This window comes from Deltaproteobacteria bacterium (assembly GCA_019308995.1).
Classification (GTDB): domain Bacteria; phylum Desulfobacterota; class Desulfarculia; order Adiutricales; family JAFDHD01; genus JAFDHD01.
The window spans coordinates 5,671-25,945 of record JAFDHD010000092.1; the positions used below are offsets into that span (position 1 = coordinate 5,671).

At 51.0% G+C, this 20,275-nt stretch carries 18 protein-coding genes; all 18 read right to left on the reverse strand.

All coding sequences use genetic code 11. The features are described 5' to 3' along the window. Positions 1-1,248 precede the first annotated feature (1,248 nt). A complete protein-coding gene (locus JRI95_13120; GenBank protein ID MBW2062483.1) occupies positions 1,249-2,862 on the reverse strand; it encodes a GGDEF domain-containing protein in 1,614 nt (537 codons plus the stop codon). A 98-nt stretch (positions 2,863-2,960) separates the two neighbouring features. Further along, the gene (locus JRI95_13125) at positions 2,961-4,115 is read right to left on the reverse strand and encodes a radical SAM protein (GenBank protein MBW2062484.1); all 1,155 of its coding nucleotides are present in this window, start codon (positions 4,113-4,115) and stop codon (positions 2,961-2,963) included. A gap of 36 nt (positions 4,116-4,151) precedes the next feature. Next, entirely contained in the window at positions 4,152-4,568 is a 417-nt protein-coding gene (locus JRI95_13130) for a DUF1178 family protein (GenBank protein MBW2062485.1), read from the reverse strand. Positions 4,569-4,625: 57 nt separating this feature from the next. Then, on the reverse strand, positions 4,626-5,195 hold the full coding sequence (locus tag JRI95_13135; protein ID MBW2062486.1) for a tetratricopeptide repeat protein: 570 nt from the start codon (positions 5,193-5,195) through the stop codon (positions 4,626-4,628). Positions 5,196-5,198: 3 nt separating this feature from the next. Beyond that, entirely contained in the window at positions 5,199-6,578 is a 1,380-nt protein-coding gene (locus JRI95_13140) for a protein kinase (protein ID MBW2062487.1), read from the reverse strand. Between the two features lie 71 nt (positions 6,579-6,649). Continuing rightward, the gene (locus JRI95_13145; protein MBW2062488.1) at positions 6,650-7,120 is read right to left on the reverse strand and encodes a DnaJ domain-containing protein; all 471 of its coding nucleotides are present in this window, start codon (positions 7,118-7,120) and stop codon (positions 6,650-6,652) included. A gap of 1 nt (position 7,121) precedes the next feature. Beyond that, a complete protein-coding gene (locus JRI95_13150; protein MBW2062489.1) occupies positions 7,122-7,436 on the reverse strand; it encodes a hypothetical protein in 315 nt (104 codons plus the stop codon). Between the two features lie 315 nt (positions 7,437-7,751). After that, positions 7,752-8,303, reverse strand: a complete 552-nt coding sequence (locus tag JRI95_13155) for an isoprenylcysteine carboxylmethyltransferase family protein (protein ID MBW2062490.1) — start codon at positions 8,301-8,303, stop codon at positions 7,752-7,754. Between the two features lie 524 nt (positions 8,304-8,827). Further along, complete coding sequence (locus tag JRI95_13160; GenBank protein MBW2062491.1) at positions 8,828-9,976, reverse strand: reductive dehalogenase; 1,149 nt, start codon at positions 9,974-9,976, stop codon at positions 8,828-8,830. 37 nt (positions 9,977-10,013) lie between these two features. Next, the gene (locus JRI95_13165; GenBank protein ID MBW2062492.1) at positions 10,014-11,366 is read right to left on the reverse strand and encodes a beta-glucosidase; all 1,353 of its coding nucleotides are present in this window, start codon (positions 11,364-11,366) and stop codon (positions 10,014-10,016) included. A gap of 20 nt (positions 11,367-11,386) precedes the next feature. Further along, positions 11,387-12,631, reverse strand: a complete 1,245-nt coding sequence (locus JRI95_13170) for a DUF2088 domain-containing protein (protein MBW2062493.1) — start codon at positions 12,629-12,631, stop codon at positions 11,387-11,389. A 296-nt stretch (positions 12,632-12,927) separates the two neighbouring features. Beyond that, positions 12,928-14,067, reverse strand: a complete 1,140-nt coding sequence (locus JRI95_13175) for a sigma-70 family RNA polymerase sigma factor (GenBank protein ID MBW2062494.1) — start codon at positions 14,065-14,067, stop codon at positions 12,928-12,930. Positions 14,068-14,088: 21 nt separating this feature from the next. Beyond that, positions 14,089-14,337: a helix-turn-helix transcriptional regulator gene (locus tag JRI95_13180; protein ID MBW2062495.1), complete on the reverse strand. Its 249-nt coding sequence runs from the start codon at positions 14,335-14,337 to the stop codon at positions 14,089-14,091. Between the two features lie 334 nt (positions 14,338-14,671). Next, on the reverse strand, positions 14,672-15,085 hold the full coding sequence (locus JRI95_13185) for a response regulator transcription factor (GenBank protein ID MBW2062496.1): 414 nt from the start codon (positions 15,083-15,085) through the stop codon (positions 14,672-14,674). Positions 15,086-15,284: 199 nt separating this feature from the next. Continuing rightward, positions 15,285-15,935, reverse strand: a complete 651-nt coding sequence (locus JRI95_13190; protein ID MBW2062497.1) for a response regulator transcription factor — start codon at positions 15,933-15,935, stop codon at positions 15,285-15,287. Between the two features lie 88 nt (positions 15,936-16,023). Next, on the reverse strand, positions 16,024-18,057 hold the full coding sequence (locus JRI95_13195; protein ID MBW2062498.1) for a PAS domain-containing protein: 2,034 nt from the start codon (positions 18,055-18,057) through the stop codon (positions 16,024-16,026). Between the two features lie 217 nt (positions 18,058-18,274). Further along, positions 18,275-19,294 carry a tetratricopeptide repeat protein gene (locus JRI95_13200; protein MBW2062499.1) on the reverse strand — a complete coding sequence of 340 codons (1,020 nt, stop codon included), beginning with the start codon at positions 19,292-19,294 and terminating at the stop codon, positions 18,275-18,277. A 191-nt stretch (positions 19,295-19,485) separates the two neighbouring features. After that, a complete protein-coding gene (locus tag JRI95_13205; GenBank protein ID MBW2062500.1) occupies positions 19,486-19,935 on the reverse strand; it encodes a YiiD C-terminal domain-containing protein in 450 nt (149 codons plus the stop codon). Positions 19,936-20,275: the final 340 nt, after the last annotated feature.

A 20,275-nucleotide genomic window follows, 5' to 3' on the forward strand; every position in this document is an offset into this window, starting at 1 on the left:
AGCTATTTATCTATGTTGTAGACACTACAACGCCAAGATTTATTCCTCGAAATAATAAATATTATCAATAAGATACACCATCCAATCTCACCAATGAATTCTGGAACATGGGATACAAATAAAGACAGTGAAAACGATTTTCTTGCGCATATAAACCTCCATCATGACTCAGTAGCCCTAGCAGGTCAGTGAGTTATTTATCGAAGATATAGATTGCCGGTTTTGTCTTTTGGTTTGTTTAGGAATTTTTCTTTTAGGAATTAATATGTCTAATCTCAGCCTGTTGTCAAGCCGAATCTCGGGGCAGGGAACTGAAAAACCCCAGCTTTTATTACGTTTAGCTTGCTGTATAAAATGACATTTTATAATAATATCAGTAGGATGTCATTGCGAGCCCTTCGCTTTCGCTCTGGACAGGCTCTGCGAAGCAATCTCGATCTTGATACTCTTGTATTCATTCAAACGAAACATAATTTTAACAACCACTATAGAGGCCCATTCTCATCGCACCGCCGAACCGGCCAACGCTTGCCATCTGAGACTGAAAAATATTTGCTCCTGACGTATAATTTTCTATGAAAAAACAATTTGTTATCTCAAATGGGCTCAATCGTTCACCCACAGATTTTCTAGACGAAGCTATAAAATTAATGATAACCAATCTAGTCTAAGTTTCAACCTCAGAGTAAATAAAAAAAATACGTTCCGATTAAAAAGGTCTGAGAAGGTTTAATCGGAAATTATTTTGCTAACTGCTCTAGTTGAAAAATATCGGTTTTTTAAAAAGGGTTCCGTAGGTGAGAGCAGAAGGTTGATCGAAACAGGCTGGCCGGATGTAATGAACTCATGAAACAATGGAAATAGCGAAGTTCTGTGCTTATCAAGCGCAATCTCAGGCGAGATCAAGCCTATCGGGAAATCGGTTTAAGTGGAGATAGGGTGAGCGTCGTAGGCAGACCTCTTGTGCTGACGCACCCCGACAACAAAAGTTGTCGGGACCACCCGTTTTTAAGGGATTGAGTGAGTAAATGTCATAAATATATTTCGATTAAAAAGATTATCCGCGTCTGGACCTTTGAGGTGTTTTCAAGGGTGAAGGGGACTTTTCTGGCTGCTTCTATTTAAGATTTCGATTGGAACATCATTTTAGCGATTTTTATAGATTAAGGTTCAGCTTTGTCAAAGTTTACATAATATATCTTATCGGTCTTTTAAAGGTAAAAAATATATGCCGCCAAACCCCAGGCCTTATAAAGCACTCTCGGTCTGAACCTGATTCCGCCCCTTTTCCTTGGCCAGATAAAGGGCCTGGTCAGCACGAACGAACAGGTCGTTCGGCGTGTCATCCTTGCGGCCGGCTGCCACACCTATGCTCAAGGTAACCTTTATGAAGAGATCGCGGTCGCGGAAGACCTTGAATTCCACCCTCCCAATACTCGTCCGAATCTTGTTCGCAATCCTGGCCGCGGCCTTGAGATTACTTTCCGGAAGAATGACCACGAACTCATCCCCCCCGTAGCGCGCCAGGAAGTCGTCTTTGCGGATGCCTTCGCCGGTCAAACGGGCCACGTGCAGCAGTATCTTGTCCCCGGCGCGGTGGCCGTAAGTATTGTTGATGGTTCGGAATTTATCCACATCAAAGACAATGAGGCTGAATTCCTCCAGCGTTCCCCGCTGAAGGTCTTCCAGGGCCTTTTTAATCTGAAAGTCAAAGGCCCGCCGGTTGTAAACCTCGGTCAGCCGGTCGTGAAGCGAAGCCTTTTTAAACCGCTCCATCTCCTCGAAGGCGGTCTTGCTCTGCCGGGTGAAGTCCTGGTAGCGCCGGTGGACTGATTTGAGCCTTTTCTGGACCGACTTTTTTTCTTTTTCGATCTGTTTGATACGGGCCTCGTCATCTGCCTTTTTTTCCAGGAAATGACGCCTGATACTGCCGATCCGGTTCAGGACCGCTGTCCGGATTTCATCCAGGCTCTTGCCGCGCATCTTAAAGGACTGCTCGATCTCTTGCATGTCCTCATGCACCCGCATCTCAAAATCAACCTCAAGGATCATGAAACGGTCACGGTCCGAATCCAGGGTCTTGACCAGGGCCTTTTCCGTCTCTTCGAGGTGAACCATCACTTCCTGGGAAAAGCGGTACAGTTCCTCTCTTTTGTGCCGCATCAGCTCCTTGATCTGAAAGATCAGATTAAAAATTTCGTGAACAAAAGGCTCGAAATTATCCAGGGTAAAGTCAGAGCCGATGCGGAGCGCCAGGTCCTGAGCCTGCTCCTGGAGGTTCGGATCTTCAAAGCTGGCGATTTCTCCAACCAGGGCCGCCAGGATGTCCCGGATATTGTCTTCCACGTCCTCGGGGCCTGCGGCCTCCACGGCCTTGTCCTCAGGGAACTCTTCAAGTGCGCCGGCATCTATTTTAAATAAAAGGTTTTTCAGCTCCTTGGTCGTATTGATGATCCGGGACGGGACGGTGTGTTTTTTAAGGGTATCTTTGAGGGTTTCCAGTTCTTTTTCCAGGGCGGGTTCGTCGTCATTTTTTGCAAATATTGTTAGAATTAGAGCTAATTCTTTAAGTGATTCTTCAATTTCTCTCGCCTGAACCTCAGTGTACTGCAAATCTTTAAGCGTTTGATTATATTTTGCTGATAAGTCCTTAAATTCTCGGTTCTTTTTTTCTAATTCTTCTCCCAGGTCCGTTTCTTCAGCCGCGGTTTCCTTAAATAAAGAAACCACACTCGGACGCTCCAAGAGACTCTCAGACAGGGTCTTTGAATCAAGCGGTTTTCGCTTTTGCAGCACCGCGCCCAAGGCTTCAATGATTTCTGCCGCCAGAAAACGAACCTTTTGACCAGTTTCATCCGTCATATTCAAACCTTAAAGGGAACCGAAAAGGCTTGGTCGGTTCTGGGCCATTTATGCACCGCGGGAAAAATTGAAGCGCCCTGCCCTGCTCCGGCCTCATCTCAGCGCATCAAGTGATCGTGGAGTTCGGTCAGGACGTCTTGGACCCCGCCGTTCCATTTTTTCTTGAGTCTGCTTACCGTCTCGTCAACCTGCTGAAAGAGCGCCGGTCGGGTCATATCCAGGACCCCGTTGTAAAGGCCCATGACCCGCCCGACCTGATAGTTCAGGCATTCTTCTTCATCAAGGTCGAGGTAGCGGTCAATCGCGGTCAGGATGCGTTCTTTATCCTGAGGTAGCCGTCCTTCCACGTCCTGGAGCATGTTGCCGATATGGTCGCTGACCAGGTAACTGTTGATTCCTTCTAAATTTTCGACAAGGAGCCGGATTTCTTCCACGGTTTCGCTGGGGGTCCGGAGTTCAAACTCACCGGCTTCGATGAGCTGATAAAGCGGGAGCGTTTCTCGGACGTGGAGCGTGCGCAGCCGGATAAAATGGGGGTTGATGGCGTTCAGGACGCGAGCCGTTTCAACGGCGTGCTCCTTCCACATGGCCCGGCCGCCCAGGCCCGGCATATAGTATTCAGACAGTTCCATGCCCGCCTCGATGATCTTTTGGCCGCCTGTGATGTGGCCTTCAGCCTTGACTCCCTTTTTCATGAGCTTGAGCAGGGGGTCGTACCCGCTTTCAAGGCCGATATGCACGCGGCTCAAACCGGCTTTTCTCATCTTTTTCAGGTCTTCCAGGTCTGTGCGGGCCGCGGTCTGGGATCGGGCGTAGGTGGTGATACGGCTGATGCCGGGAATCTTCTCGTTGAGGTAGTCGAGCATGGCTGCCAGGTCGTCGGCCTTTAACATGAGGCTGTTGGCGTCCTGTAAAAAGACGGCCTGGGTGCCGTAGTAGAGCCAGGCCACCACGGAGAGGGCACTGTAGTCCAGGCCCGGCTGGTCAAAGAAATGTTGCGCCACCTCGCCGGTTACCTGGCCGGAGTGGCCCATCTTCCATGACAGCGCCTTGGCTTGATTGACGATTTCAGCCACGGTGTCAATATCAGCCTTGACCTCGTCCACGGTTCTGCGCTCGAATTTACCCCTGGCCCTGTAAGTCGTGCAAAACAGGCACTGGTTCCAGTTGCAGTTGCGGGTGACTCTCAGGAGAAGACTTCGCGCTTCACTTGGCGGGCGAATGGGACCCTGTTCAAAGGCGAGATGTTTCATAATATTCGTTCAGATGTCAGCCTGCTGTTTAATAAATTATTCATCATCATCCGGGTCTGATTTTGATAAGACCGGAAACTTCATGAACGGCACCCCCTCCTGGCGCAGCATCTCCTCCTCCTGTTCGGTGCTCACGCCGCGGATGCTCCGGCTTTCAGCCACCTGGTAATGGATCTTCAAGGCCTCTTTGGCAAAGTCAGCCCCGACATTTTCAAAGTTTTTTTCAATGAATTGTGACAAGGCCTGCTCAGGAGAAGATTGGCGTTCTGGCGCCTGACTCGGTTCGCGGTGACGCGCGATGCCAAAGGCGGAAGGCGCGCGGCTCACTTCAGTCGAACCGCAAGCCGGACAGGAAATCAGGCCTTTTTCCTTTTGCTGCTCATAGGCCTGAGCGTTTTCAAACCAGCCTTCAAAGGTGTGGCCCTGGTCGCATTTCAAGTCATAAGCAATCATAAAGTCAAGGATACCAATTTTTTAATGATTTTACAAGACGCAGGCGGGGATAATCCCTTAAAGCTCCTCCCGGAGCTGATTCACCACGCGCCGAATCATAGTTGCCTGTTCACCCTGCGGGTTGAGGGCCAGGTAATCCTCCCAGGCCTTGAGGGCCGCTTTTTTATCATTGAGGTCGTGCAGTAAAACGATACCGAGGTTTAAGGCTGAATTCTGGTGCAAAGGATCGGCCTTTCTGGCCTGGCCCAGAAGCGACACCGCTTTCTTAGGGTGGCCGGTGCGGCGAAAGACAATGGCCAGGTCTGTCAGGACGTTGGGGTCGTCGGGTCTGATTTTAAGAGCCATCTGATAGTATCTGGCCGCTTGATCGTAAAGATCGTGATCAAAACAGAAATTCCCGGCCTCAACCAGGGTTTCGAAATTGGCAGGGTCGGCCTGGACGCGCTGCTCAAGTTTAGCCAGTCTGGATTGAAGCGCTTCAGAAAGGGCCTGAGCCGGTCTGGCGGCTGTCCTCTGTTCCGGGCCGAGTCCCGGGGGCGGCCCCTTATAGGCCGCCCAGATCAGCCCGGCCACAAAACCTATGGCAAAGGCCACCATGACCGCTATGACAACGCTGGACTTCTTCATGCCCTAGGTTATTTCTTTCTTGTCAGCGCTTGAAGAAAGGCGGCGCACCAGGGTCATGGCAAAGTTTTTGAAAAAAAGAAGCTGAATTGACTCCGCGGACTTGTTGAGCAGGGTGGCGCTGATCTTCATCAGGATGCAGTCCGTATTCGCGACCACCGTGGCGACGCGGGCCTGGTTGGCGATATAGGACATCTCGCCAAAACATTCTCCCACGCCAATCGAGGCGATGTTTTCGCTGTCTTTCATGACTTTGGCCTTGCCGCTCAGGATGATGAAAAAGGTATCGTCAATATCCCCCTCAGAGACGATGACCTTGCCAGAGGCGGCCTTGACAATGTCGCTGGTAGCGACCAGCTCCCTGACCTGATCCTTGGAGAAGTGCCGAAAAAACGGAACCTCGTGCACAATCTCAACCACGTCCTTTTCCTTCCTGACGCTCCCGGTGATATTACTGATGGCCAGCCGAATATCATAGGCGAACTCGGTGCAGGTCTGATACCTGTCCTGCTGCTCCTTGGCCATGGCCTTCTTGGTAATTGTATTCAGGACTTCAGCTAGTTCCGGGCGCAAGCTCAAAATGGACACCGGCTCCTCATTGATAATCTTGTACATGATGGAAAAGAGATTCTTACCTCCAAAGGCCTGCTCGCCGGTCAGAAGTTCATACATGACGCACCCGACGGAAAAGATGTCGCTTTCGCTGGTAGCCATTGCATCTCTCAACTGTTCGGGGGACATGTAGCTCGGGGTGCCGTAGATGCCTATTTTCGCAGTTTCTTCAATCATCTGCGCAATACCGAAATCGGTGATTTTTACGGCACCCGAGCTGTCAATCATAAGGTTCGATGGCTTGATATCGCGATGGATAACTCCCTGCGTGTGAGCATAATCCAGGGCGTTGCATACATGGAAAATGATCTCCAGCACCTTGACCACCGGCAAAAGATTGTCCTTCTTGCATAATTTCTCAAGGGTGTGTCCTTCCACGAATTCCATGGTAATGTAACAGTAGTCCCTGTAAATACCGGCGTCATAAACGGCGACAATGTTGGGGTGATTGAGCCGACCGGCTGATTGGGCTTCGATAAAAAATTTTTCGCGAGACTTGTCTGAAGCCTGCCGGGATATCTTGACCGCAACGTTTCGTTTGATGTACGGGTCCTGCCCCAGATAGACCGCGCCGGTGCCTCCATGTCCCAGCTCGCGAATGATTTCATACCGTCCCACTGTCTTCACATCTTGAAGGCTGGAAAGGAATTTGGTGTCCACAGATTTCCCGCCCAGTTTTTTCAGGTCCTCAAGCACGCGGGGATTCTTTTGAAAGAAGGTGCCTGTCTTTGAAAGGAATTCCCTGACTTTGTTTTTCTTGCGATCTTTGGCCATTTCATTTCGCCTTGAAACAGAAGATTGATGTTCCCTGAAACCAGGTTCGCCTCCCCTGGCTGAATCTCGGCTCAGCTTCTGCTGGTCTTTCGTAATTTTTCATAGGCCTCATGAATTTCAAGGAATTTTCTTCTGGCCACATCTTTGAGCTCCGGCCCGAGATGAGAAACCTTGTCCGGATGATAGAGCTGAACGGCCTGACGGTAAGCGGTCCGTATTTCCTCGTCAGACGCACCGGGCTTAACCCCCAGGATTTCATAAGGGTTGCTGAGTTTGGTTCGGGTTTTATCCTTGTGATCAAATTCAGCTTGCGCCTCAGAATCAGTCCAGCTAAAGGAGCGGCGCGTGTCTTGTGATGATCTTCCCCATGAAGAAAGAATCCCGGGCAGCCTGCCTCGCCAGAGGTAATACACCAGAATCCCTAAAATTAAAAGATCGTCCAGCCAGCCGACCGGGATAAGGAAGTCGGGCAGCAAATCATAAGGGCTCATAATATAGAGCATCACGAGGATGATCGCCAGCACCTTATAATAACCGAACATCTCAGAACCGCGCCTTTATGATCTCCAGATAGGCACCGCATGTTGAACGGTCTCTCTGGATGAAAACCGGCCGCGGCCATCCCATGCGCCAGCCGTCAGCCTCACGATTGAATAAGGCTGAGTCAGGCAGGACAGGCTCCCAGCCGGGAGCGAGGCCGGATGATATGGCCAGAAAAAAATAAAAACCACCCACAGCCCCGCATAAGGCCACAGTCATTGTAACCTGCACCTCCGCCGCTTCGGCCTTGCCCGGCCAGACCAGGAGGAACGCGACAAGCAAGACCGCCATGGGTGCGGTTTTTCTTAAATCAACCATGAAAAGGATTGTACCATAACCAATGATAATCAAAATAACATTTTTTTGAGCGCAAAGGAAGCCTGGCCAGGTTGCGGGTCTTCCCGGGTTCCGGCTCACGCGAAAATGGCAGGCGTATTTTCTATTTATAAAAATCAGCTGTAGGTCAGGGTGCGAAGCTCCCTGACACAAAACTTAGATTAACTTTATTAAGGAGAAGTTCGCTGAAAAATGTATGAAGAAAGGCAATCGGCGAGAAAGGCGATTGGATGGACGCCTTGAGCAGGCCTCGTATGCTTACGCACTTTGACAACAAGCCAGGGCCACCTGCCCCATTCACCTCTTCCGAAGCCGCAGCATCCACATTGGCACTTCCCGCATATACTGCTCATACTCCTCGCCAAAGCGCGCCAGGAGCAGCCTTTCTTCATAGCGCGAGATGTAATGCAAGAACCCGATCGCAAGAACCCACACCGCTGCAGCAGCCAGTGACATGCTCACCACCAAAAAACCAAGATAAAGCAGAATCTCGCTCAGGTATACTGGATGGCGAACGACACTGAACACGCTCTTCCTGATCACCTCAGGCTTCTCTCTCTCCTCGCCGAAAACGATAGACAGGCCCGTTCTCGCCAGAAAGCCCGATAGAACAAATAGAACGACTCCCAAAGGTATTCTGACGCCAAGAGGCGCGTACTGGTTGAGGAAAGTCGTGTAATTTAAAAAGAACGTGTCAGCTATCCACGTCGCTGCAAATAGACAGGCCAAGACTAACTGCCCGATATCGCCGACTACATGCTCCCCGGTAAGATCACCCCACCGCTGGTGTACGTTTTTCTGCATATCCTGATAAGCCATGTCTTTGCCTTTCTCGCCTAATTTCTTCATAAGGGGGGGACGTTCTTTACTTTTTAAGTAGCTGTAGGTCAGGGTGCGAAGCTCCCTGACACAGAACATGATTAATATTGTCAGGGAGCCCCGCTTCGCGCGCCACCCTGACCTAGAAGCTGGTCTCCAGGGTGATACTTGTCGCTTCGCGACCTCGACAACAAAAGTTGTCGGGGCCACCCGCGGAAGATAGAAAGCAAAACATCACCAAAAATCTTTCGGCCTCTCAGGCAAGGCTCTATCAGCTGGCCATCGATAATAATCGGAGGCTGCAAAAAATCATCGAGGAAATGAGAGGATTATCACTCGAAATACTTGAAATGGAAACAACAAAAATTTCGAGATGATCTATTTCAACTCAAAATTGAAGCTCCCTGCTGCAAGCAGCAGGGAATCTTCCAAATGCAAGGAAAATTGGACCATTTTAATTTCGCTCGCTAACCCCGCAGCAAGCTGCGGGGAATGCGCTCGCAGGCATTTTCAAGATTATACCACATTTTATCCAAATATGAGCACGAAGACATCTAGCTATCCCAATAGCCCTCAATGCTTACCTGTTTCCCGTAGCCGAAAAGCTTTTCAGCCTGGAGAACCAGTGAATCGAGAGCCGGGAACCGCTCGATAAACCATCGGGTGGTCTCGTGTAGGAAGTCCAGTGGTTTGTTGAACGGGCAGGCGCGAATGCAGATGCCGCAGTCGCATCTGGATTTCGTCCAGAACATGTGACACTTCTCGCCATCCACATACCACTTTAGGGGTCCATTGGAATTGCTTATATTATGCCCTTCGGTGGTCCGTTCTCCTTCGGTTATGGCTTTGCTGGGACATTGTTCGGCGCATCTTTTGCAAACGTTGCAAAATTCCATCACACCGAATTCAATCGGTTCGTCACATTCGAGGGGCATATTGGTAAATATTTTACATAAACGGACTCGCGGTCCATATTTCGGCGTTACCAGGATGCCGTTTCGACCGAGTTCCCCCAGCCCCGCCTGTATGGCATAGGGAATGCTCATGGCCGTGTCGTTGCCGCTCGGAATCGCCTTGTACCCCAATTGCCGGATAAACTGCGCCACAAGGCCAGCCGTGACGGCCATTTTGGAGTAACCGTAGCCCGTTCCCGCGGAACCAAGGTAGGTTGGCAAAAATCTCGCATGCTCGTAAGGCATCTCGACAGCAAAGTTGATGACGTATTGGTACTCATCCGGGATGTCTATATCAAACTCGACACACTCGTTCAGACGGTAGCCTTTGGTATAAATCCATCTCTGATCGAACTTGCACACACCCGTTGACACCGCACCAAAAAACTCAGCAGCTTTTTTGATAACACGGCTGTTATGGGCCGGATCGGATGCGTCAAAGGGCGTGTCTCTGTCTATCCTGGCCATGCCCCGTATCACATAATCATTGTTCCAGTCGAACATGAGAAATTGCCCCCCTGATACCCCTTTGGCATATCCCTGCTCAATGGACCATGCTGCGTTTCGAAGGGCCAGATTCTCATTGATTGCCCCGTTCCTGCCGTCTGCAGGGATCACGCCGTTGAAATCCCGCAGGTGCCCCTCGAATTTCTTGTCCCACCACATCCGTTTGAACATATCGTTCTTCTGATTAAAAGGCATGGCATCTCCAGCTCGGTACTTAGCCTCAAAATCCATCTTCCTGGGCATGTAGATCCTCCTAAAATTTGAATGCAACTTAATATAACTAATCGTTTATGCTATTGGAAGCCATGACTTCCCTGTACCAGTGGGCGCTCTGCTTGAGCGTTCGTTTCTGGGTCTTGAAATCTACCCGCACAATGCCAAAGCGGGGGATGTATCCGACAGACCATTCAAAGTTGTCCATAAGGCTCCAGACGTAATATCCTTTGAGATTCACTCCGGCCTGGATGGCGTCAAGAGCGGCGCGGAGGTGATCCCGCAGGAAGTTGATGCGGCCCCAGTCGGCCACAAAGTCCTGCCTGTCAGGGGTATCTTCAAGCGCCACGCCGTTTTCTGTGATGTACACTTTAGGATTACCATAATTTTCTTTGATATTGAGGAGCACCGCGGTGAGTCCAGGCGGGTTGATACCGTTGCCCACCAGTGTAGTCCGGCCCCAGCCCGGCGCAGAGATGGATTCCGCTTCCGCCTTGAGCATGGGGCTGCGCAGGGAGTAGCGAACCATGCTGGTGCGGTAGTAATTCACTCCCAAAAAGTCAATAGGCTGTTTTATGAGCGCCAGGTCCCCTGCCCTGACCTCAGGCGCATGCGGGCCGATCCAGTCCATGAGCATCTCGGGGTAATGCCCTTTGAAGATCGGGTCCATGAACAGGGCCACGTTTTCTTCATAGACACGCTGGCAGGCGTCCTGGTCCGCTTTTCGATCTCTGGCTGGCAGATAATGCCCCTGATTGAGGACAATGCCGATCTCGCCCTTATAGCCGCCCTGGCGAAAGAGCTGGACGGCCTGGCCGTGAGAAAGCAGGAGGTGATGCACGGTCTGAAAGGCCTGGGAATAATCAGAGACGCCCGGGGCCAGGATTCCCTGGGCGTAGCCTAAAAAGGCGATCACGTATGGCTCGTTGTGGGTAACCCACATCGGGACACGGTCGCCCAGCCGGTCAAGCATGAGGCAGGCATAATCACCAAACCAGTTGACGCTGTCGCGGTTGACCCAGCCGCCCCGGTCCTGCAAGGCCTGAGGCAGATCCCAGTGGTTCAGGGTGACGTTGGGCATGATACCAGCGGCCAGCAGCTTATCCAACAGCCGGTCATAAAAATCCAGTCCCTTCTCATTGACCTCGCCCGCGCCCTTTGGCAGGACACGCGCCCATGAAATCGAGAAGCGGTAAGACCTTAACCCCAGGTCCTTCATGATGGCCACGTCTTCTGGCATTTGATGGTAATGATCGCAGGCTAGGTCACCGGTCTCGTTGGTGAGGATGTTATAGGGGCCATGGGAAAAACGATCCCAGATGTTTTCGCCTTTGCCATCTTCGTTCCAGGCCCCCTCGATCTGGTATGAGGACGTGGCCGCGCCCCACAGAAAATTTTCAGGAAACTTCCTGACGCTCATAAACCGTTACCTCTGCTGTTTTATTGGCCTTCGGGTTTGAAGTACTGCATGGTCCCATCCTGAACCACAGCCACCTTTGCCTTATCCGGGAAATCCGCCTCCAGGATAGTCAGAACCTCGGACCAGGTTTTCACAAAGACCGCGTCATGGTTCTGACAGATCATATCAAGGGAAGTCCGGTCAGGGTTTGGCGACAGGACGATCAGTTTTTTCATGAGGTGCTGTATAAAACCCCTGGGCCGGTGCGTATGGTGGCGGCCGCCGTAATCGCTGCCCCAGGACCGAAAGACGTAGTGAGGCACCTGTCCCTCCGGGGCGTCGGAAATCAAAACCGCGGTCCCCTCACCGCGTTTCATGAGGCTTAGGGCCAATACAAGGGCGATAACCGATTCGTTGGCCTTGGCATAGGTGTTACAGATGGCTATATCGTATCCGGTTGCAGCGGCCAGTCCATAGTGCCTCTTCGCCTCTTCCACACCAGCCGCGTGAGCGGCCCGGAAAGGCCCGGCATAAAGATCCGTAATCTGAGCCCGGCGGTTGATGAGGCAGTCCACCTTAAAATTAAGGCCGACCATGTCCGCGGCCGCCTCGCATTCGGGCCGCATGATGTTGTTGTCGTAATTCCCCAGGCCGGTGCTTTGCGGGTCGCGATACTGCTGATTGTGAAACTGGTTGATCGTCTCAATACCGGCCACTCCCGGCAGGATAAGCTTGGCCCCGCCGCCGAATCCTAACTGCGGATGAGGCGTAATACACCCGATCCCGATTTTTAAGTCGCAGGCCATAAACTCGCGGTTGAACCAGAGTTCCACCCCGGTGGGCGTCCGCCCGACCGGAACGGTGTGCTGGAAGGGATCGTGATTGTAAATAACGTAATTTTCTACAATCTCCTCCCCCAGCTTTTTTCGTGCGTTGATCATGTCGTAGGTTCCGTGCGCGCCCAGGGCCCAGACAAAGCGAATCTGGTCCTTTTTCATGCCCGCCTCATGAAGAGACTCCACGATATGCGGCGCGATGTCCTTGACAGGCGTTGGCCGCGTCATGTCGTCAAAGACGATGACGGCCTGTTTTTTCCCCTGGGCTATTTCTTCCAAAGGCGGCCCCTCGATCGGATGATTGATCTTGTCTTTGATCTGCTCAGAGGTGAGTCCGGGTTTATCGAATCCGGGCGAATTCAGATTGTCCACCTCCCAGCGATCGGGCAGTGTCAGCTCCATTTCCTCGTTTTCATACCAGCGTCGGGAAGGAATTGAAATTCTCTGCATCTTGTTCTCCTTTGGTCTGGGGTCTTCTTTTCACCGGCCAGGATATCAAGCTCATGGATCTGCCCGGGTTTTTCGCATATGCTTGTGCATGACTCACGGGTCGGCTTTCCAGCTTCTCCTGGGTCGCTTCGCCACCCGTGCGGCTTCAAGCCTTCATTTTTTTGACACAGTTAATGAAAAAAGACAAGAAAGGAATGGCGAGCCATGTCGCGGCTCGCCATAAAGGTTGGAGATTTGATTTTGCCTTTAAACGATTACAAGCAGTATTTCAGGCTGTTTCTCCCTAGCGCCCGGGATTAAAGGAAGTTCTTCAGATTTGGGGAATCCTCTGGGACCCGGAGGCGGTTTAAGGCTCTTTTTTCCAGCTGTCTGACTCTTTCGCGAGAAATATTAAATCCCTGGCCCACCTCCTCCAGGGTTTGTGTTTCATTGGTATCCAGGCCAAATCGCTGTCGGATAATCTTCTCCTCGCGGCTGGGCAGAATGGTTAAAGCCTCCCGGATTGACTGACAAAGCTCCTCGTCATTCAATGTCTCCAGGGGTGAAACCAGGCCTTCAGCTACCAGAAGGTCGCCCAGGGTGGAACCGGTCTCGCCCCAGGAGGCATCCAGCGATATGGGCTCCTGGGTGAGGTGGACGACGTTGGTGAGTTTATCCACGTTGACTCCCATGACCCTGGAGATTTCAAAGGGGGATGGCACGCGGTTCAGCTCCCGGAGCAGGTTATGGTAAGTTTCATGAAAGGCATTCAGAAACTCCACAAAATGAATCGGGAAACGGATCGTTTTGGCTTTGTCGTAGATGGCCCGGTTGATGGACTGCCGGATCCACCAGGCCGCATACGTGGAAAAGCGAAAACCCTTCTCGTAATCATACTTACCCGCCGCCTTGATCAGACCGATATTGCCTTCCTGAATCAGATCGGTAAAATCCAGTCCGCGGCGGGCATTCATCTTGGTAAAAATAAATACCAGGCGCAAGTTGGCCGTAACCAGTTCATCCATGGCTTCCCGAACCTTGAGCTCAATTCGGGTTATACGGCGGTGCAGAGTGGCGAGATGTTTGCTGCGCGGATATTGCCGGGCCAGCTGCACTGCGCCGTCCTTCATAAACGTCATGACTTCACTTTCGCTCATTCTGGGACGCCGGTTCAATTCCAGCCAGGAAATGATCTCGGCCTTGAGGTCCTTCATCCCCTGGTACTTGACAGGGCTATCCATGATCAGGGATACCATCATATTGAAGCCCTTTTTGATGCGCTTGCCTAAAACCAGCTCCCGCTCGGGAGTGATGCGTGTATGATGCTTCATCTCTGACATGTAGGCATACAATGAGTTCTCTTCGGCGTAGCCGGCTTGCTTATTATCCTTTATGGCGTCATTTGGCAGAAGCCCCTGTATATGCTGATTGTCAGTCTCTTCGTTTGGATCAAACATTGCCTTCTCCTTATCCTGGAACTAGAGATGCATCCCGGCCCAAAGGGCGGCCTGTAAATGATTCGGCGCTCCGATCTTTTTGAAAATGCAATGAACATGAGCATTGACCGTGTCGCTGCTCATGGACAGCTTCCGGGCAATCTCAATATCGCTCATTCCGAAAACGATACAACGGAGTATTTCTTTTTCCCTGACCGTAAGAAGCAGTTCTGTCTTTTTATCAGGCTGAATTTGAAAGTTCCCGGGTTTATCTTTTTCCATTTGTTTCATAAGGGTTTTTTCCACCATTATGATTCGGCGCCTCTCTTTCTGATGAACTCGTATTTCTTGTCTCTGTTAAACGCTTGTCCGTTTTTTCTGACTCCAAAAATGTAATAAGGAAATTTTGTATACATTAAACAACGCTACCAGAGTCCAACAGTTTAAAAAAATCACCATGACGGCGCAATAAGCCGAACGCAGTAATTTAAGGTCATATAAAAGGCAGAAAGACACTAAGACCTTGGATTACTTTGTTCAGGCCGCAAGGCAGCATAATCTGAGGAACTGGAGTAAAGGCGTGCTGGAGCGGGGTATTGAGGAAGCTTATCCGCGGGTGGAGCGATTATTTCAGGTTCGTCCGGTCAGTAAGCCGCACGCTTACATATATCTGACCGGCCATGACCGAGCGAATGGCCTCGGTCAGTATTCCGTGAGCCTGATCTTTGAGGACGTAGCCGCAGGCCCCGGCACTGAGCATGCACTTGACATAAGCCTGGCTCGAATACGTTGAGAGACCGATAACCTTGATGCCCAGGCCGTCAGCCATAATCTGCCGCGTGGCTTCGATACCATTTAGATGAGGCATGGCTATATCCATAAGGATAACCTCGGGCAAAAGCTCCTGGGCCAGCCGCACCGCCATCCGGCCGTCGCCTGCTTCAGCGACTATATCCAGGCCGGACTCATCTTCAAGCAGCCGCCGCAGTCCCTTTCGGACGTCCTCATTATCGTCAACTAGAAGAATCCTGATACTCATGGGGTCCTATCCTTAATCGCTCGTTTGAGACAGCCTGGCGCCAAAGCGGGCTGTTTTCTTTAAGATACAAACAACCTCTTTCCAAAAAAATAGGGCCAGGTCTTATTTTGGCTAGGGAAAAAGATGAACAGGCCTGGAACTAAATGAGGCCTCGAGGAAAATATCGGATCAAAGGTTTTAAAAGATAGGCCTGACCGGGTTACTCTTCTGAGGAGATCAGCCCTTCCCGGATGGCGTATCTGGTCAGTTCGGGCAGGCTGTGAAGGTCCAGTTTATCCATGATGTTTCGGCGATGGGTTTGCACCGTCTTCACGCTCAGGTGCAGGAGTTCAGCCACTGCCATGGACCTCTTTCCTTCAGCCAGAAGCTGAAGCACCTCCCGTTCCCGGGGAGTCAGTTTGGCGGCGATGGTGAAATCGGCGGCCGCCGAACCCGTGATTCTTTCCACCACCACCGAAGCAATGGACGGACTGAGGTAAACCTGACCGGAACTCACGGCTGAAAGGGCCGTGGCCAGTTCCTGGAAAGCACAATCCTTGAGCAGGTAGCCGGATGCCCCGACCTGGAGCATGTCCACAACGAACCGTCTGCTCGAATGCATGGACAAGGCAATGACCCTGGTGCCGGGGCATTCAGACAGGATTTGACGGGTAGCCTCAATACCGTTTAATTCCGGCATGGCCACATCCATGATGATGATGTCCGGCGCCAGTTCCTGGCACAGCCGGACCGCGCTTCTGCCATCGCCTGTCTCCCCGACAATCTCGACGTTGGAGTTCTCCGCGAGCAGAGACTTCAACCCCTCGCGGAAAAGGCTGTGATCGTCGGCTAAAACAACTTTCATATTCATGGCACTCCCTGAAAATCTCGAGATGTTGGCAACATGATATGCGCCCCTGACCGTGACGTCTCACTCCCAGATAGAACGCTCCCGGGGCTCACGATTCTTCCACCTCAGAAGCCGATTGATCATGCTCGATCGGCACCACCAAGGCAACCGTGGTGCCACGGCCGGGTTTTGAATCAATCTCCATCTGTCCATTCAGAGAAACAAGCTGCTCACGGATGCTGAGCAGCCCCAGGGACATGGTTTTGGTGAGCCGGGAGTAAACCTGACTGGTGTCGAATCCGATCCCATCGTCCTTGACCTCGATGTGAATGTGACCGTCTTCTCCCCAGATAGACACCTTCATTTCCCTGGCCTGGGCGTGCTTGACCACGTTGATCATCAATTCTCGAACCGCCCGGTACAGGATTACCCGGCCCTCCTGACTGACCGGTTTGGGACTGCCGTCATCTTCCAGGGTGATCGGAAGGCCGTACTCATCTTGCATTTGTTCGGCCAGTTCATCCAAGGCCGCTTCAAGGCCCAGTTCATAAAGTGACGGGGGGCTGATGTTAAACGTCAGGGTCCTCGTATCCGAGATCGCCGTGTCAACAAATCGAATGACGCGATCAAAGGACTTATCCAGTTCTGTCGAGGCCACTGACTGTCGGAGCTTATTCAAATCAATCTGGACCATGGCCAGCGTCTGGCAGACCCGGTCGTGCAGGTCAATGGCGATACGCCGGCGTTCGCGCTCCTCGGCCAGTGAAAGCTCCATGGCCAGTGACCGAAGCTGCTCCTGGTATTCGAGGATTTTCTTTTCCGCTTCTTTCCGCACCGTGATATCCCGGTTGCTGGCGCGGTGGCCGAGCCAGGATCTGTCAGCGCCATAAACGGGCTGGCAGTAATGGCTGATCCAGCGTTCCTGACCGTCACGCCGAATGATACGGAAATCGAGATGAAAGACATCACTGCTTTTTTTAATATCTATTTTTTTGATATCTAAAAGATGGGCGTGGAAATTTTCCCGATCCTCCGGGTGAATGAGCGTCAGGAGCAGATTCGGGTCCTGCACGAATTCCTGAGCCTGGTATCCGATAATTCTTTCACAGGATGGTGAAACATAAATAAACTTCCCGTCTGTGCCTTGCCAGTACTCCCAGTCATAGGTGAAATCGGCCACGGTCCGGAATCGCTCTTCACCTTCTCTTAACTCCTCCTCAGCCTGCCGGTGCTCGGTGATTTCCTGTTTGAGCTGCACATTCGCTTCAACCAGTTCGGCCGTGCGCTCGGCCACACTCTGTTCCAGCCCCTGCTGTGCCTTCTGGAGAGCCTCTTCACTGACCTTCAGGTTTCTGAACAGCAGGTTAAAAGGCTTCTGAAACCCGGTCTGGATAATGGCTTTATAAATAAGATAAAAGGAAATAATCTTGAACATGTGCCCGACAAGGTTGGAAAGGCCGTAAACGCTAACATAAAAAGTAAAGGACAATTCGGCCCCTATGGTAACGATGATAGACGCAATGAGCAGTTTCAGGACGCGCCTGTCAAAAGCGGCACGATTTTGATAAAGCAGGAAAGCCGCAAATACGAGAATAAGAGATATAATGTATTCGCTGACCTTTTTGAAGGCGGTCAAGCCAACGCCCTCTTGGTAGCAAACCGGGAAGAGGCCCCAGTAAAATATGGCCACCAGCAGCAGGCCCGTGACCAGAATATAGCCCATGAACGTCAGATTGGGGCTTGGCCGCCGCTTGAGGCAAAACGGGGCCGCAAGCAGTGAGATACCTTCGACATACCGGGCGGCAATCCATAGCTGAGTGGGTAAATTTGCGCCATAGCCTTCAAAGATGTTCATGCCTTTATAGGAAAGCATATGCACCAGGTCCAGGCCGCCGATAAAAAGATAGGCGATACCCAGAAACAGAAGGTAATTGTTGTCCAGGAACCGGCGGGAGTTCCAGGCGATCATAAAAATACCGCACGCGATGAAGATGCTGAAAATCTCGGCCAGGCTGTGAAAAAGGAGGTAATTATAGCGGCTGGTCAGATAAAACCCGAACAAAATCAGCAGGCCGGAGGCCATGATTACGTACCGGCCGAAACCGTCAGGATGTTCTTTCACTTCTTTATCGGCGAAACTCATGATACCGGTACTTCCCGGGCTGCCAGTATCTTTTATGAATAAATACGGCAGCACGAATTAAATCAGTAAAGTATTACCTGGCAGGATTGAGCACACTGTCTGTGCTCGCCTCATCAACCGGGCATCGAGATTATACTTTAGAAAGGCAGCTTTGATTTTGTCAAGGATTTCTTTGTCTTCGATTCCAATTGCCAGGCGAAACAAAGGCCTCTGATTTTTAGACTGCGCCTGCCTCGATGGACTTGAGCAGTTCCCTGGCTTCATTGAAACCGGGATTGATTTTGAGGGCTTCTTGCACCGCTTTCTGTGCGTTTGGAAGATCATTGGTAGCCAGGTAGACACGGCTCAAGTTATAGAAGATGTTTTCATCATGAGGATTCACTTTTAAGGCTTTTCGATACTGCTTGACGGCTTCGAGATATTTGCCTTGACGCCGATAAAGGATGCCCAGGGAGTTATAAACATTGATGGTGTCGGGATTGAGGTCAGCCACCTCCTGAAGGATCTGCTCTGCATTTTTGTCCATGTTTTTATCCATATAGATTTCCGCGGCCTTCTGCATGGCCTGCCCGGCTTCCTCATTCTGGCCCAGTTTGATATAAACCTTTCCCATCATTCTGTAGGCCCGGGCGAAGGTGTTGTCTATTTGAGTGGCCTTGCGGAAACAGATGATCGCGTCGTCGTATTTTTCCTGGGCCGTATTGATGTAGCCCATGTTGTAATAGATTTCCGCGTGTTCATAAACGGAAAGAATCCGCTTGAAGGCTGTCAGGGCTTCCTCAAAGTGTCCTTCCTTCATCAGCTTGCGGCCAAGTTCAAAGTTCCTTTCGACCTCGATATGCTTTGGGTCCAATTCGACCTCAATAACGCCCTTGACCTTGTTTTTAAATATCTCTGGAGAGATGGGATGCACGATCAGATCGTTCACCCCGACCTCACCGGCCTCAACGACCTGCCCTCTGGTGACCCGCTCCACAACCAGGACGACCGGCATGGTGTTGTGTTCCAAATCGGTTCGAATGAGCTTCAGAAGAGCGAGGCCGTTCATTTCAGGCAGGTCCCAGGCCGAGATGACAAAATCCACCTTATAATTCTTGAGCATCGGCCAGGCTTCAGTTCCATTTTCAGCCTGGAGGACATTGGTATAACCCATGTCGTGGAGGACGCGAGTCTCGGTCTTGAGAGACGCGAAATCGCTGTCAACTACAAGGAATGTTAATTGACGTAAAGGTGGCAAAATTACCCCCTAACCTGTATCATTCATTGCAGAATATCAAATTTTTCGACTTATGTCCATTGATAAAATTTCAAGGTGTGATATTCCGGGACCCGCTAATGGCTTGCCAGTGGTCTGGCAGTGATGCGGGGGATGGAATAAAAGCCAATATGAGCGGGGAGCAGACTGGATCAGCGCTGCCTCAAGAAGGCCTAACTGGCAATCGCTCGTATCTGGTAGACTCCCTTACTCAGGGCCACGACCTCACCAGACTCGTCCTTGATCTCGCCTTCGAGAATATAGTCTGCCTTGCCTTTTTCATCTGCCTCGGCCTGTATTCGTTCCACTTCATCTTTAGACATCGTTATTTCGATGGTGGCATCGGTTGTAGCCGGGCGGCGGAACCGAATCGAAAGCTCCTTAACAATGGGGTAGTACCTGGAAACGTCAAAGCTGGTTGTAAACAGGGCCCCGCCCGGCATTTCAGCCAGGGTGAACAAGGCACCGGCATACATGATGCCAACGTGATTTTCATTGCCTTTGAGCGGCGTTTTTAACTTGACATACCCGGGCCTGGATTCAACGACTTCCAGGCCCATGCGCTCCACAAAAGCAATTGTTTTCCCGGAAAACTTTCTTATAGTATCGGCTGATATTTTCATGACCTATTCTCCTTATTAAGGATCTAAATCGCTTCCTTGGTTCCCCAGAGAAGCAGGTAGCGAGAAAGACACTGAATCGGTCCTGCCTGTAAGTCCTTTTTCATGCCGGGCGTATTCCGAGGCAATTTTATCGTAATTTATCATCCCTGTTATTCCGTCGAACAGGGCCTGAACATACGGAATATATTCCTCAACTCTAAATCGGTATTGTAGGGGCGGGGTTTATCCCCGCCCCTCAAGTTTGGCCTTTTCATTTATAAGCTCTGATTGAGTTTGGAGTCCTTTTTTAGTTTAAGTACAGGTGTATAGGACAGCTGAAGTCAGCTGAGGTTTCCATTTC